Origin of the sequence: Caloramator sp. Dgby_cultured_2 (genome assembly GCF_028872215.1) — a bacterium.
Taxonomy (GTDB): Bacteria; Bacillota; Clostridia; order Clostridiales; family Caloramatoraceae; genus Caloramator; species Caloramator australicus.
In genome coordinates this window covers 1,827,700-1,841,519 of the sequence record NZ_CP118396.1, presented here as the reverse complement: position 1 = coordinate 1,841,519, position 13,820 = coordinate 1,827,700, and the positions used below count along the sequence as shown (strand labels likewise).

17 protein-coding genes and 1 pseudogene are annotated in these 13,820 nt (G+C 33.0%); 14 read left to right on the top strand and 4 right to left on the bottom strand.

Features of this window, described 5'->3' with window-relative positions:
• Nucleotides 1-57: 57 nt before the first annotated feature.
• The 9 genes and pseudogenes from PWK10_RS12800 to groL all read left to right on the top strand — a co-directional run bounded on the left by PWK10_RS12800 (nt 58) and on the right by groL (nt 7,304).
• On the top strand, nt 58-699 hold the full coding sequence (locus PWK10_RS12800) for a redox-sensing transcriptional repressor Rex (protein WP_274766303.1): 642 nt from the start codon (nt 58-60) through the stop codon (nt 697-699).
• A gap of 73 nt (nt 700-772) precedes the next feature.
• The gene (locus PWK10_RS12795) at nt 773-1,780 is read left to right on the top strand and encodes an SH3 domain-containing protein (protein WP_008909809.1); all 1,008 of its coding nucleotides are present in this window, start codon (nt 773-775) and stop codon (nt 1,778-1,780) included.
• Nucleotides 1,781-1,791: 11 nt separating this feature from the next.
• Entirely contained in the window at nt 1,792-2,451 is a 660-nt protein-coding gene (locus tag PWK10_RS12790) for a glycosyl hydrolase family 18 protein (RefSeq protein ID WP_274766302.1), read from the top strand.
• Nucleotides 2,448-2,672 carry a hypothetical protein gene (locus tag PWK10_RS12785; RefSeq protein WP_274766301.1) on the top strand — a complete coding sequence of 75 codons (225 nt, stop codon included), beginning with the start codon at nt 2,448-2,450 and terminating at the stop codon, nt 2,670-2,672. The genes PWK10_RS12790 and PWK10_RS12785 overlap by 4 nt, the downstream gene beginning before the upstream one ends.
• A gap of 71 nt (nt 2,673-2,743) precedes the next feature.
• Nucleotides 2,744-3,599: pseudogene (locus PWK10_RS12780) on the top strand (DNA-3-methyladenine glycosylase family protein).
• A gap of 51 nt (nt 3,600-3,650) precedes the next feature.
• The gene (locus tag PWK10_RS19980; protein ID WP_446715254.1) at nt 3,651-3,782 is read left to right on the top strand and encodes a hypothetical protein; all 132 of its coding nucleotides are present in this window, start codon (nt 3,651-3,653) and stop codon (nt 3,780-3,782) included.
• Nucleotides 3,755-4,996: a hypothetical protein gene (locus PWK10_RS12775; protein WP_274766300.1), complete on the top strand. Its 1,242-nt coding sequence runs from the start codon at nt 3,755-3,757 to the stop codon at nt 4,994-4,996. The genes PWK10_RS19980 and PWK10_RS12775 overlap by 28 nt, the downstream gene beginning before the upstream one ends.
• Nucleotides 4,997-5,383: 387 nt before the next feature.
• Nucleotides 5,384-5,659 carry a co-chaperone GroES gene (locus PWK10_RS12770; RefSeq protein ID WP_008909805.1) on the top strand — a complete coding sequence of 92 codons (276 nt, stop codon included), beginning with the start codon at nt 5,384-5,386 and terminating at the stop codon, nt 5,657-5,659.
• A 22-nt stretch (nt 5,660-5,681) separates the two neighbouring features.
• The gene (gene groL / locus PWK10_RS12765) at nt 5,682-7,304 is read left to right on the top strand and encodes a chaperonin GroEL (protein ID WP_008909804.1); all 1,623 of its coding nucleotides are present in this window, start codon (nt 5,682-5,684) and stop codon (nt 7,302-7,304) included.
• A gap of 34 nt (nt 7,305-7,338) precedes the next feature.
• Here groL and PWK10_RS12760 read toward each other — a convergent pair whose 3' ends face one another.
• The 4 genes from PWK10_RS12760 to PWK10_RS12745 form a co-directional block, all read right to left on the bottom strand.
• Nucleotides 7,339-8,028, bottom strand: a complete 690-nt coding sequence (locus PWK10_RS12760) for a methyl-accepting chemotaxis protein (protein WP_274768270.1) — start codon at nt 8,026-8,028, stop codon at nt 7,339-7,341.
• 35 nt (nt 8,029-8,063) lie between these two features.
• A complete protein-coding gene (locus PWK10_RS12755) occupies nt 8,064-8,270 on the bottom strand; it encodes a hypothetical protein (protein WP_274766299.1) in 207 nt (68 codons plus the stop codon).
• A gap of 161 nt (nt 8,271-8,431) precedes the next feature.
• Complete coding sequence (locus PWK10_RS12750) at nt 8,432-8,878, bottom strand: PDC sensor domain-containing protein (protein ID WP_274766298.1); 447 nt, start codon at nt 8,876-8,878, stop codon at nt 8,432-8,434.
• On the bottom strand, nt 8,875-9,036 hold the full coding sequence (locus PWK10_RS12745; RefSeq protein ID WP_274766297.1) for a hypothetical protein: 162 nt from the start codon (nt 9,034-9,036) through the stop codon (nt 8,875-8,877). The genes PWK10_RS12750 and PWK10_RS12745 overlap by 4 nt, the downstream gene beginning before the upstream one ends.
• A 282-nt stretch (nt 9,037-9,318) precedes the next feature.
• On the opposite strand from PWK10_RS12745, the gene PWK10_RS12740 reads away from it, so the two are divergent.
• The 5 genes from PWK10_RS12740 to PWK10_RS12720 are packed head-to-tail and all read left to right on the top strand — an operon-like array spanning nt 9,319 to nt 13,790.
• Nucleotides 9,319-11,388, top strand: a complete 2,070-nt coding sequence (locus PWK10_RS12740) for a pullulanase X25 domain-containing protein (protein WP_446715376.1) — start codon at nt 9,319-9,321, stop codon at nt 11,386-11,388.
• A gap of 59 nt (nt 11,389-11,447) precedes the next feature.
• Nucleotides 11,448-12,284 carry a hypothetical protein gene (locus tag PWK10_RS12735; protein ID WP_274766295.1) on the top strand — a complete coding sequence of 279 codons (837 nt, stop codon included), beginning with the start codon at nt 11,448-11,450 and terminating at the stop codon, nt 12,282-12,284.
• An 8-nt stretch (nt 12,285-12,292) separates the two neighbouring features.
• Nucleotides 12,293-13,117 carry an alpha-amylase family glycosyl hydrolase gene (locus PWK10_RS12730; protein WP_274768269.1) on the top strand — a complete coding sequence of 275 codons (825 nt, stop codon included), beginning with the start codon at nt 12,293-12,295 and terminating at the stop codon, nt 13,115-13,117.
• The gene (locus PWK10_RS12725) at nt 13,117-13,587 is read left to right on the top strand and encodes an alpha-amylase family glycosyl hydrolase (protein WP_274766294.1); all 471 of its coding nucleotides are present in this window, start codon (nt 13,117-13,119) and stop codon (nt 13,585-13,587) included. Before PWK10_RS12730 ends, PWK10_RS12725 begins: the two co-directional genes overlap by 1 nt.
• On the top strand, nt 13,584-13,790 hold the full coding sequence (locus tag PWK10_RS12720) for a hypothetical protein (RefSeq protein ID WP_274766293.1): 207 nt from the start codon (nt 13,584-13,586) through the stop codon (nt 13,788-13,790). Before PWK10_RS12725 ends, PWK10_RS12720 begins: the two co-directional genes overlap by 4 nt.
• Nucleotides 13,791-13,820: the final 30 nt, after the last annotated feature.

Below are 13,820 nucleotides of genomic sequence, written 5' to 3'. Positions count from 1 at the left end.
TAGAATTATGTGTTAAATTATAAACAATAGGTTAGGTGATGATATGGGAAAAAAACGATGATTTCTATGGCTGTAGTAAGGAGATTGCCTAAATATTACAGGTATCTTGGAGAGCTTTTAAGAAATGACGTAGAGAGGATTTCATCAAAGGAGCTTTCAGAGAGAATCGGTTTTACAGCATCTCAAATAAGACAGGACCTTAATAACTTTGGAGATTTTGGACAACAGGGTTATGGATATAATGTAAGGGCATTATATGACGAGATAGGAAAAATTTTGGGGCTTAATAAAAATTATAATACCGTTATTGTTGGAGCGGGAAACATAGGCCAGGCAGTTGCAAATTATACAAATTTTGAAAGGTTAGGGTTTCACCTAGTTGGTATTTTTGATAGAAATCCTAAACTAATAGGAATAAGCATAAGGGATAAAATAATACAGGATGTTGACAATCTAGAGGAATTTTTAAAGAATAACCATGTGGATATAGGAATAATATGCGTTCCCAAGGAACAGGCTCAAAAGATAGCTGATATTTTTGTAAAATGTGGCATCAAGGCAATATGGAACTTTGCTCCAACCGATTTAAATGTTCCTGACGATGTTATAGTTGAAAATGTTCATTTAAGTGAAAGCTTGTTAACTTTAAGTTACAGGCTTAATGAGGCGGAACTTTTTAAGGAAAAAATTGGGCGTTGATTAAGGCCCAATTTTTTTTATAATAAACTTAACTAATTGTCGAAAAATTGCATCTTTAAGGGGGATGTAGCAATTGAAAACATTAAGGGTTACAACTAGTATTTTTCTTATTTTAGTAGTAATGGTTTTTCAATTTAGCAACTTAAAAATAAAAGCAGCCACTTTTAAGCCATATCAGATGCAGGTCGTTTCGAATTATGTCAATATTCGAAGTCTTCCAAGTTTAAGTTCAAAGGTAGTAGGGAAATATACTAAGGGGACAGTTTTTACCGTTATTGGAAAGTCAGGAGGTTTTGTTAAGACTAATAAAGGATATGTCTATAATAGTTCAAAATATATAAAAATATATTCTTCAAATAGTGGACAAGCATTTAAAAGTTATAAAGTAATAGTTAAGAGTTCAACATTAAATATAAGGAAGTTACCTTCCCTTAATAGTCCAATTGTTGGGAAGTATTATAGAGGTAATATTGTAACGATTATAGGGGCATCAGGAAGCTTTTTAAGAACAAATAAGGGATATATTCACAAGGATTATGTTGCAGTTTATACTCCAAATAGAGAAGAAAATCCATTGGTAGGAAGATATATCAAAATAAAAGAAGATATATTTATGTTAAAGCAAACCGATGGAACTCAAAGCGATAGAATGCTTTTAAAGGACGAAGTTTACAAAATTCTTGGAATAGAGGGCGATTATTTTAAAATAATAATGGGTAGCTCAATCGGATATATCCATAAGGATAATGTTGAATTATTAAATGATGTTCCAAATAAGAAAATAACTTTAGCTTGGCAGTATGTTTATAATAGATCAAAAAATATTTATACCTACGATGAAGATACGGATTATGTAAATATAAAATCTTCACAATTAGGACTTGATGTCCTATCGCCAACTTGGTTTGATATTGAAGGGGATTATAAAAACCCATCAAGCATTTATGTGGCTGATAATGCCGACTTGGAATATGTAAAAAGAGCCCATAAGAATGGATATGAGGTTTGGCCAAGATTTGCAGAGTTTAATGCAGAAAGGGCCTATGTGGTATTTACAAATCCTACGATAAGAAAAAAGTAATAGATAGTATAGTGTCCCTTGCAAGGCAGTATGATGTGGATGGAATAAACATAGATTTTGAGGCATTAGGAATGAAAAATAAAGACCTTTTTACTGCCTTTGTAAAGGATTTGTCATCTGAACTTAAAAAATATAATATGGCTGTTTCTGTGGACGTTACGAGGATTTCAACTTCAGATACATGGTCAAAATGGTATGATAGATTAGCTTTAATCAATTATGTAGACTATATGATATTAATGGCCTATGATGAACATGTTGCAGAATCAAAAACTCCAGGTTCTGTAGGATCATTCCCTTGGGTTAAGTCGTCTATTGAGGAGTTATTAAATTTGGGTATCCCTAAGGAAAAGTTGATACTTGGTGTTCCCTTTTATTTAAGACTTTATAAAACTGTAACGATAAACAATCCCTATGTTACTGTAGCTATTACTTCAACAAACGTTCCTATTTATGTTAATGCAAACACAAGTAGCACCAAGATTGCAACCACAACAAAAGGCAATTCGTATAAACTAATTGAGGAACTTACAAGCTGGTATAAGATAGAAGCTGACGGCAAAATAGGATATATCCCAAAATCCTATGCCATGAAGATCATCGCAAATAAACCAACAGATATTGTGGTATCCTCCCAGGCAATAACAACTAAAAAGCTTATGAACTTATGAACCAATATGGTGGACAAGTTTATTTTGACGATAGGGCAAAGCAAAATGTTATTGAATATAATTTAGACGGATACAAATATATAGTATGGCTTGAGGATGAAACTTCAATGGCTTGGAGAATTGATTTTATAAGACAGTATGATTTAGCTGGTTCTGGAGCATGGAGCCTTGGATGGGAGGATAGAAGCCTTTGGAATATTATAAAGGAGAAGCTAAAATAAACCAGGTTTGCCTGGTTTATTTTTTGTCATAAGGTATAATAGGGAGGAGAAATTGGTTAAGAGGTGATGACATGGAGTTAAGAGAGTATGATAAGGGGTTATTTATAAAAAATGCTATGGATTTTGAGCCTGAACATATATTTGAGTGTGGACAATGCTTTAGATGGAATAAATATGAAAACGGATATATAGGAGTTGTATCTGGAAGGGTAGCTTTTGTGTATAAAAAGATGGCGACGTTTATATAGAGGGAGGAAAAAAGGAGGATGAGGACTTTTGGAGGAAGTATTTTGACCTTGATAGGGACTATGGGAAAATAAAGGAAAGACTAAGGGAGGATGAGGTTTTAAAAGAGGCCGTTGAACACGGATATGGTATTAGACTTTTAAAGCAGGAGCCCTTTGAAACTTTGATATCCTTTATAATTTCAGCAAACAATAGAATCCCCATGATTAAAAAAGCTGTTGATAATATATCTAAAAGATTTGGAAAGAAAATTATATTTAAAGATATGGAATTTTACTCTTTCCCCAGCATAGAAGAATTAAAGGAGGCCTCCATAGATGAGCTTGAAGAGTGCGGAACTGGATTTAGAGCAGTTTACATATATGAGGCTGTTAAAAGAATATACGAAGAAAATATAAGTTTAGATGAAATAATGACCCTTGATACGGATGCTGCACAGGAAAAGCTTTTGCAGTTTAAGGGGGTTGGACCTAAGGTTGCCGACTGTGTCTTGCTCTTTTCAATGCAAAAGTATGACGCCTTTCCTGTGGATGTTTGGGTTAAAAGGATAATGCAAAGGTTTTACCTTGCCCCTGATGTGAGTTTAAAAAGAATTAGAGACTTTGGAAGGCAAAAATTTGGAGATTTAGCAGGTTTTGCACAGCAATATCTTTTTATTATGCGAGGGAAAAGAGGGTTTAATTTTTTTAGTTTGTTAATAATTATAGATAGCATTCCAAAAGGGGGCTATCTATGGAAAAAATTAAACTAATAGATTCTATTTGTCCAACCAGCTTTGATTTCTATGAGGATAAGATATATTATTTCGATAAACCCAATAAGCATGAGGGTTTGTTTTGCTGTCAGGAGGATGGAAAAAAGTAATAGAAGAGGTTTTGGATGGCTTTGGATTAGTAAGAAAAAATATACGGATATTTTATAGGGTTTATGATAATAAAACGGATCTTTACATAAAATCAGATGAAGAAAAAAGGCTTCTATTGGATGGAGTATTCTTTGATTTTCACTTTTATGGGAATTACCTTTATTGCCTTGGAAGGGTTTCGGATATTTCTGTTATTAAGGTTTTAAATCAAAACCTTAATGAGGTTAAGAATATTTATATTGCAGACCTTCTTTTTACCAGCACCTTTTTGGTTATGGATAATTACCTTTACATTGCTGGTTTTGATAAGGATAATAATTTTAAAGTTATAAAGATAAACTATTTTGGCAAACGAATTGAAGGGTGGGATATTAACTATAAAAGCAGGGATGAAATTATTGCCAAGATTTTTATTATCCAAAATAATTTTGTCCTTCATATTACGGGGAAAAAGGATAAGATATTAATTTATGATTTTGATGGGAAAAATTCTACTATAATATATCCTCAAAAATTTGGATTGGATGCTTTTGTGGATGTTCAGGTTTATGATGATAAGATTTTTGTATTAAATAAGGATCTGATTTATGAGTTTAACTTTAAAGAATTTTTATATGGGAAGGAATGGCTACTATATAACCTTCAAACAGATATTTTAAAATACAAATATCTTTTGTATTCAGTTGGACTAAAAAAGGACTTAATTATTGATTTTTCGTTTTCCTTGATAAATTCTTTTATTATTGTTTTAGTTACCCACCAAAGGGATTTTAAATTATTTTTATCCATCTTTGGAATAAACTATTTTATAATATCAAATATATTAAATTTTACTCATCTACTTTTTAAGGATGAGAGAATAAACAGGATCTTAGAAATTTTTGACTATAATATCAATTTAACATTAGTTCCTTTTTCTTTCTTTATTTACTTTTCTTCAATTTTTAATTTATATTTTAAATTTAAATGGCAAATATTAATAATGTTGTTCTTTTTAATTTTAGGAGATTACTATATATGCAGAAGCATAAAGGGGAAAAAATTTGACTATGCCGTTGAGCTTTTAGAATACAAAAATGAAGGATTAAGGCTCTATATCATGGATAGGATTGAGGAGCTTTTGAAATTAGGGAAAAGTAAAGTTTTTGTTTCTATTAGCATTGATAAATTAAATTCAGATATTTTAGCGCGATATCAAAAACAAGGAAAGTAATTCTAAGGGATGGGTTTAGTTATCAAATATCCAATAATATTATTAATTCTACAATTGACTTTACTAAACGAGATATTAGATATTCAAGATTTTCTATACTAATGGATTATTTTAGCTTTATAAGGAACTATACAAAAATTAATGAGATTAGAATACTACCAGAAAATGAGCAAAATGAAGAAAATAAGTGAAATAATAAGATAAATTAATATAATTTCTTATATAAGCATATTTTAATAAAATGCCTTAATAATAGAAATTTGATAATATTATTCCAATTCTTTAATATTAAAAGTGTGATTAGCACTCAATAAGAGTGAGTGCTAACAAGAAGATTACATAGTAACCAATATATTAAAATAAAAATACACGTAAGGAGGGGTATCGATGAAACTTAGACCACTTGGTGACAGAGTTGTTATCAAGAAGATTGAAGCTGAAGAAACTACAAAAAGCGGTATAGTTTTACCAGGAAGTGCAAAGGAAAAGCCACAAATGGCTGAAGTTATCGCCATCGGTCCAGATGTTAACAGAGATGACAAGGTAGTTTTAAATGTTGGTGATAAGGTAATCTTCTCAAAGTATTCAGGAAACGAAGTAAAGCTTGATGGAGAAGAATATACTATATTAAATTTAAGCGACATTCTTGCAGTTATAGAATAATTAACTTGAAGGGGTGATTAGGATGGCAAAGGAAATAATGTTCGGTGAAGAAGCAAGAAGAGCGATGCAAAGAGGCGTTGATAAGCTTGCTAACACTGTTAAGATAACTTTAGGACCAAAGGGAAGAAACGTTGTTCTTGATAAAAAATTCGGTGCACCACTTATAACAAACGATGGTGTTTCAATCGCAAGGGAAATAGAACTTCAAGACCCATATGAAAACATGGGGGCTCAACTTGTGAAGGAAGTTGCAACAAAGACTAACGATGTTGCAGGTGACGGAACAACAACAGCTACATTACTTGCACAAGCAATAATAAGAGAAGGTTTAAAGAATGTTACAGCTGGTGCTAACCCAATGCTTGTAAGAAATGGTATCAAGAAGGCTGTTGATGTTGCAGTTGAAGAAATTAAGAAGATTTCACAACATGTAAAGGGAAGAGAAGATATAGCAAGAGTTGCTGCTATATCAGCTGCTGATGAAGAAATAGGTCAGCTTATCGCTGATGCTATGGAAAAGGTAGGCAACGAAGGAGTTATAACTGTTGAAGAATCAAAGACAATGGGAACAGAGCTTGAAGTTGTTGAAGGTATGCAATTTGATAGAGGATATATAAGTCCATATATGGTAACTGATGCTGAAAAGATGGAAGCTGTTCTTGATGATCCATATATACTTATAACTGATAAAAAGATTTCAAATATCCAAGACATTCTTCCAGTTCTTGAACAAATAGTTCAACAAGGAAGAAAGCTACTTATCATAGCTGAAGATGTTGAAGGTGAAGCTCTTGCAACACTTGTAGTTAACAAGCTAAGAGGAACTTTCACTTGTGTTGCAGTTAAGGCTCCTGGATTTGGCGATAGAAGAAAAGAAATGCTTCAAGACATTGCTATCTTAACTGGTGGTCAAGTGATTTCCGAAGAACTTGGAAGAGATTTAAGAGATGCTGACATAACTATGCTCGGTAGAGCAGAAAGAGTAAAGGTTACAAAGGAAAATACTACAATAGTTAACGGAAGAGGCGACAAGGAGGATATCAAGGCAAGAGTTGCTCAAATCAAGGCTCAAATTGAAGAAACTACTTCAGATTTCGATAGAGAAAAATTACAAGAAAGACTTGCAAAGCTTGCTGGTGGAGTTGCAGTTATAAAGGTTGGTGCTGCAACAGAAACAGAATTAAAGGAAAAGAAATTAAGAATAGAAGACGCTCTAAACGCTACAAAGGCAGCAGTAGAAGAAGGTATAGTTCCAGGTGGTGGAACAGCTTACATCAATGTAATTCCTGCTGTTGCTGAACTTGAAGCAAAGGAAACTGAATCTGACGTTAAGGTTGGTATCAGCATAGTGAAGAGAGCTCTTGAAGAACCACTAAGACAAATAGCAGAAAACGCTGGATACGACGGAGCTGTAGTTGTTGAAAAGGTTAAGGCAAGCGAAAGAGGAATCGGATTCGATGCTCTACATGAAAAGTATATCAACATGATAGAAGCTGGTATAGTTGACCCAACTAAGGTTACAAGATCAGCACTTCAAAACGCTGCATCAGTTGCTGCTACATTCTTAACAACTGAAGCTGTTGTTGCAGACATCCCAGAAAAGAAGGATAACCCAATGCCAGGCGGAATGCCAGATATGTATTAATAAAAATTCCCTCAACTTAAGGTTGAGGGAATTTTTATTCGTTAAGTTTAAATTTGTTAATCTCTTTTACCATCTCATCAGACATTTCTTTAAGGATTATTGAAGCTCTTGCAACCTCCTCTGATGATGAGTATAATTCCTCTGATGTTGCAGCTATTTCTGTTATTACAGAAGAAACATTATTTAAGCTCTCAGAAGAAGTATTTAAATTATTCAGGATATCATCTTTTTTGCTATTTACTTCTAGTGCATGTGTATATATGTTATTAATCTTAGGAATTAAATTTGAAATAGTATTTAATAGCTCCTTAAATATTTCAGTAGTATTTTTATTATTTTGAATTTGATTTTGAATAGTCATTGTCATATTGTTGGTGTTTTTTATTACAAGTTCATTTTCCTTTGAAATAGTATTAATTATTTCAGCTATATTTAGGGCTGATTCTTTTGATCTTTCTGCAAGCTTTCTTATTTCCTCTGCTACAACAGCAAATCCTTTTCCACTTTCACCTGCCCTTGCAGCTTCAATAGCTGCGTTTAGAGCAAGAAGATTGGTTTGTTCTGCTATATTATTTATAAGGCCCAATATCTCGCTAATTTTATTGATATTTAAATTAAGGTTTTCTATACTTCTTGCAACAAATCCAAAGGAAGTATTTATTTCATCCATAGAAGTTATAAAAGAATTAATATTTTTGCTTCCGTCTTTTAATAGTGTATTTATATTTGTAGTGTCCTTTTCTATCTCTTCAATTAAAGCTACAATTTTTGTATTTTATCGTTGAAATCCCTAGTTAAGCTAACTATTTTTTCTATGGTTTGATTTTGATTTTCCATATCATAACTTGTTGATTGCATTGAAGTTGAAACGTCTTCTGAGGCCTTTTGTAATTCCTTTGCAACATAGGATAAATTTTGAGCCTGATCATTTAATGTTAAAAAGTTATTCTTTATACTTAATAACATATTATTAACTGCTAACCTAAATTCATTCGTCTTTTTGATGATATCTTCTATTTCATCCTTAGTATTAGCATCTAATTTAACAGTAAGATTTCCAGATGAAAGTTCGTTTATATTTGTAAGGGCATTGTCGATTTGTAATACAACATTTTTAGAATATCTATTTATAAAAAGATAGCAATTATAAAAACTATTATGAATATGTAGATAATAGAAGCTATTAGCTTGGAGTTAATGTATTCAAAAACTGAGATATCCATATCAGCAGCTACAATTCCAATTATTTCCCCGTTTGAATTTTTAACAGGAGCATAGGCAGAAATAAAAGTGCCCCATTTGTCTTTTATGGGAAAGTTTAACACAGATATCTTCCCTTTCATAGCTAATGACATTTCCTTTTTATAAACATATTCTTCACCTAAGGAGGCTGCATCTTCTGTTGCACCATCAACAATAAAATAAACTTTGTCATTATCTACAAAAAGAGTATAAATAAATTTAACATCGCTATTACTTTTAGCTTTAATTAGACTATCCTTTATATCTTTAAAGTCTTTAGAATTCATATCTTTAGATTTCCAAACTTTTTGCAGTTTATCTCCATTGATCATTTTTGTGCAAGTTCAACGGTTTCCTTTGCATTATTTTGAAGTTTTGTTAAACCTGAATATAACACAAAAAAGTAGGATATAAGCGTTAGAAATAAAAATGAGATGGAAATACTTGCTATTAGCTTTATTATGTTTTTACCAAACCTACTGATTTTCATTTTCCCCTCCTAACATCATTAAAGCTAAAGACATTATATCATAAATAAATAATGTTATGAACAAAACAATGTCAATATTGGTCAAATATAATCATATTTTGTAACATGGCTTTAATATTTGATGATTACCTTATATTGTTAAAATATATAAAATATAGTAAAATAATTATAGATGCATACGTTTGCACAATTATAAGGGAGGGATTAGATGAAAAGGTTTAAACAAAGGCTAAGCATTATTCTTATATTCTTATTCTTAGTTAATTTTTTCCTAAATTAAATCTGACTTCACAAGTTAGGGCCTCATCAAGGGTAGATGACATAGTTGCACTGGTTGGAAACTTTACTTTAGAGGGAACCAAAGTAGAAAACAATTGGAAACCCGATGATAAGAATAATTTTATGAAGCCCTATGGAAATGGAATTTATGAGGCTGTTGTGGATTTTAAAGAGGCCGGTAGCTATGAATACAAGGTTGCACTTAACAGAAGCTGGGATGAAAACTATCCGTCACAAAATAGACAGCTTAATTTAACTGAACCTAAAAGAGTTATATTTAGATTTGATAATAAAAATAAGAGAATTATTGATTCAGTAAATGAACCGCAGGAATTTAAACTATCGGCAACATTGGTTGGAAACCTCAACGATTTTGTTGAAGATGGCCAATTTTGGAACCCTGAAGATGCCAATTTTGATTTAAGCTATATCGGAGGAGGATTTTTTAAAGGAACCTTTAAACTTTCACCAAAGACTCAAAATACTAAGCTTGAATACAAAGTAGCCTATGACCATAAGTGGTCCAATGGTGAAGTGGGACAAAATAGGGAAGTTCAAATTACAGCAGAGACAGATATAACTTTCCTTGCAAATTCATACCTTAACCTTTGCGTTGATTCAATTAGCAATCCGTGGATAAATACTGTAGTTTCAATTATAGGACAGGTTAGAGAAGGTAATACTTGGGATGCTTCAACAAGGGGATATGAATTTGATTATTTAGACGGCGATGGAAAATTTATTTATAGAAGCTTTTTAAATGCAGGAAGTTATGAATATAAGGCTTGTGAAAACTATTCATGGGATAGCGGTGGAATACCAAGAAGCGGCAATAAGGTTTTAAACATTCCTGAAGGCGGTAAATATGTTATATTCATAGCGGATGTAAAAAATGTAGCACTTTATGACAGTATTAATGACTATGACAAGGTTGCTGAAATTTTAGGATTGGAAAATCCGATAATAAGCCCAGAAATAACTTTAGATGGTAAGGTTATATTCAGATACAAAAACGATAGGGCAGAGAGGGTTTCACTGGCAGGAAGCTTTAATGGTTGGGATAAAAATGCAAATCCTATGATAAAGGAAAATGGAGTGTGGACTTTAGTTTTAACCCTCAATCCAGGTGAATATCAGTATAAATTTGTTGTAACAGAAAATGGAAATGAATATTGGGTAAATGACCCATCAAATCCAAATGTAGTTGACGATGGATATGGTGGTAAAAATTCTAAACTTGTTGTTCCATCAAAGGTTAGTAGCCCTGTAATAGAAGGTAATAAGGTGATATTTAACTATTTAGATCTAACCGGAAAAGCAAGGGAAGTTTACCTTGCGGGTTCTATGACAAATTGGGGAGACGGAAAACTTTTGATGACTAAAGGAGAAGACAATGTTTGGTCCATTAGCCTACAGTTAAAACCTGGTAAGTATCTTTATAAATTTATTGTTGATGGCAATTGGATGACGGACCCACAAAATCCACGAAAGGAAGGCAATCCACCCTTTGATAACTCTGTTTTATATGTTCCAGGACTTGTTGATATAGATGTGCCCTTTGAGGTGGAACAAAACACTTCAATAAAGCTTATTGCAAAATCCATGAAGGAGGATGGTGCTTTAGAGGATTATCAAAATGTAGAGTGGTCCTTAATAGATAATCCAAATCAAATAGCGTCTCTAAGCGATGAAGGAGTTTTAACATTAGGGCAACTTCCAGAGGGCGAAGACACAATAAAAATTAAGATATCAGCAAAGGATAAAGCTTCAAATGTTCAGGTTTTAAAGGAAGTTCAAGTTGTAAGGGAAGCTTCAGAAGTGCCAGGAGGAAGATTGGTGGTTTTAGTTGGAACGGTTCAGCATCTTGTTGGTGCAAATGATTGGGATCCATCATCACAAATTACAAGGATGAAGCATATAGGAGATGGCCTTTATAAATTTACAATAAAGGATGTTCCGCCTGGGATATATGAATATAAAGTTGCTATGGGTTCCTGGAATGAAAATTACGGGAAGGATGGAGCAAGGGACGGAGCTAATATTCAGATGCAGCTTACAAAAAGCAGGATATAACCTTCTATTATTCAGACATAAGTCATATAATAACCGATTCTACAAAATATGTTCCACTTTTGGGAGAGAATAGACCAAAGTTAGTAGGCCTTGACAAAGAATATGTTATGAAGGATTTAAGGTTAACGGGAGTATATTCAGTTTCTGTTTATCTAAGGGCAGGAACATATAGAGGAATAAGGGTTCTTTTTGGAAACGATGATTATGAATATCCAGAGATTGTTTTAAACGAAGATAGAGAAGTTACATTCAGCTACGATTATGTAACAGGTTTAATATTCAACAACGCTTCACAAAGAAATATAGACACCAGCAAAATTTATTATGATTCAAGGGATTTAAGCTTCAAGGAGCCCTTTGGTGCTGTTAAGATAGGTGAAAATGTAAAATTTAGAATAAGAACGGGACAGGATGTTTCACAAGTTAAGCTTGTTGTATTAACTCCAAATGGTAAAGAAAGCATAGATATGACAAAAACTATTGCAGAAGATAACTATATTTGGAGCACTAATTATACACCAAAGGAAAAGGGAATGTATCAGTATTATTTTATAATTTCCAATGGTTCAGAAGTAAAGGCATTTGGTGACGATGATGGATTATATGGCAAAGGAAAGGCCGATGATTTAGGCAAGGTTTTATATTACGGGCTTAACGTATATCTTCCAGGTTTTAAAACACCGGATTGGATGAAAAATGCTGTGATATATCATATTTTTCCCGACAGGTTCTATAATGGAGATAAGAAAAACGACTACTCCCAAAAATTTGCAAGGGGAAGTGTCCTTTACGAATTTTATGATGATTGGTATGCAATCCCTGAAGTTCCATCCTTAGAGGACAGAGAAGACTATAAGGGAACAAGGGGAGATAAAGAATGGTGTAACGAAATGTAAGTGGAGATATCGAAGGAGTTATAAAGAGACTAGATTATTTGAAGGCCCTTGGAATAAATGTAATCTACTTTAATCCTATTTCTAAATCCATATCCAACCACAGATACGATGCAAGTGATTATAAGGAACTTGATCCGCTACTTGGTTCTATGGATGATTTTGTAAGACTTGCTAAGGAAGCTAAAAAGAGAGGAATTAAAATAATCCTTGATGGAGTATTAAACCATGTTTCTGATGACTCAATTTATTTTGATAGATATGGAAAATACATGACAAAAGGCAAACCCCTTGGGGCCTATCAATATTGGTCAAGGGTTTACGATTTGATGAACCTTGAGGGATTAAGTCAATTAGAGGCAGAAAAAAGGGTTCAGGAATACTTTAGAAGCATTGGAATCACTGATTTCCATTACAAAGACTGGTTTAGAATAGAAAATAGGAAGGTGGATGTTGGAAAACCAACTGAGCGCTATTACTATGAAGGATGGTGGGGATTCGACTCGATGCCTGTTATTCAGGCACTTAATGGTTCTGAATATCAAGTTAAATCTTGGGCTGAAGAAGTTATTGATGGTGAAGATTCCCATACAAGATATTGGATAAGAAAAGGTGCCAGCGGCTGGAGACTTGATGTTGCAAATGAAGTTTCGGATGAAACATGGGTTAACTTTAGAAGAGTGGTAAAGGAAGAAGGAGACAATGTAATAATAGGTGAAATATGGGATGACGCTACAAGATATCTTTTAGGAGATATGTATGATTCTGTTATGAATTATAGATTTAGAGGAGCACTATTAGACTTTTTATGGGACAAAAGGATTCAGAAAAGGTAATGGAAACGTTAGAACTAATTAGAGAACAATATCCAAGGGAAGCCTTCTATGCTATGTTTAACTTAATAGATTCCCATGATACCCAAAGGGCAATTTCTGCCTTTGATGGATATCAAAAGAGCGTTAAGGATATAGCAAATCCTCCAAGTGAAAATGCAAAGAAACTTTTAAAGCTTGCAGCATTGATGCAGATGACTTATCCCGGTGCACCCGTTATATATTACGGAGATGAAGCAGGGCAATACGGTGCAGATGACCCGGATAACAGAAGAGCCTTCCCGTGGGGTAAGGGTGATAGGGAACTTGTTGAGTGGTATGCGAAACTTGCAAATATAAGAAATAACTATGAGGTATTAAGAACTGGTGAAATTAAACCGATATTAGCCCATAAAGATGTTTTGGCATATGTAAGAGAAAAGACTTCAGATAAGGCTATCATAGTTATAAACAGGGAGATTCAAAGAGCGTGAGTTTAAATGTTCCTTATGAAAACGGAACAAAGTTTGTAGATTTAATTTCAGGGCAAGAAATTATAGTTTTAAACGGAAATATCAATTTAAATTTAAATGAAAAATCAGGAGTAATATTAGCAAATAAAGTAAAGAATATAGCGATTGATGGAGAAAGTTTAAAGCCTGCTTATGATCCAAGTTTCGTTGTCGAAAAAGGATAATGCATAAAAATGATGCTGAAGAGTTCAAGC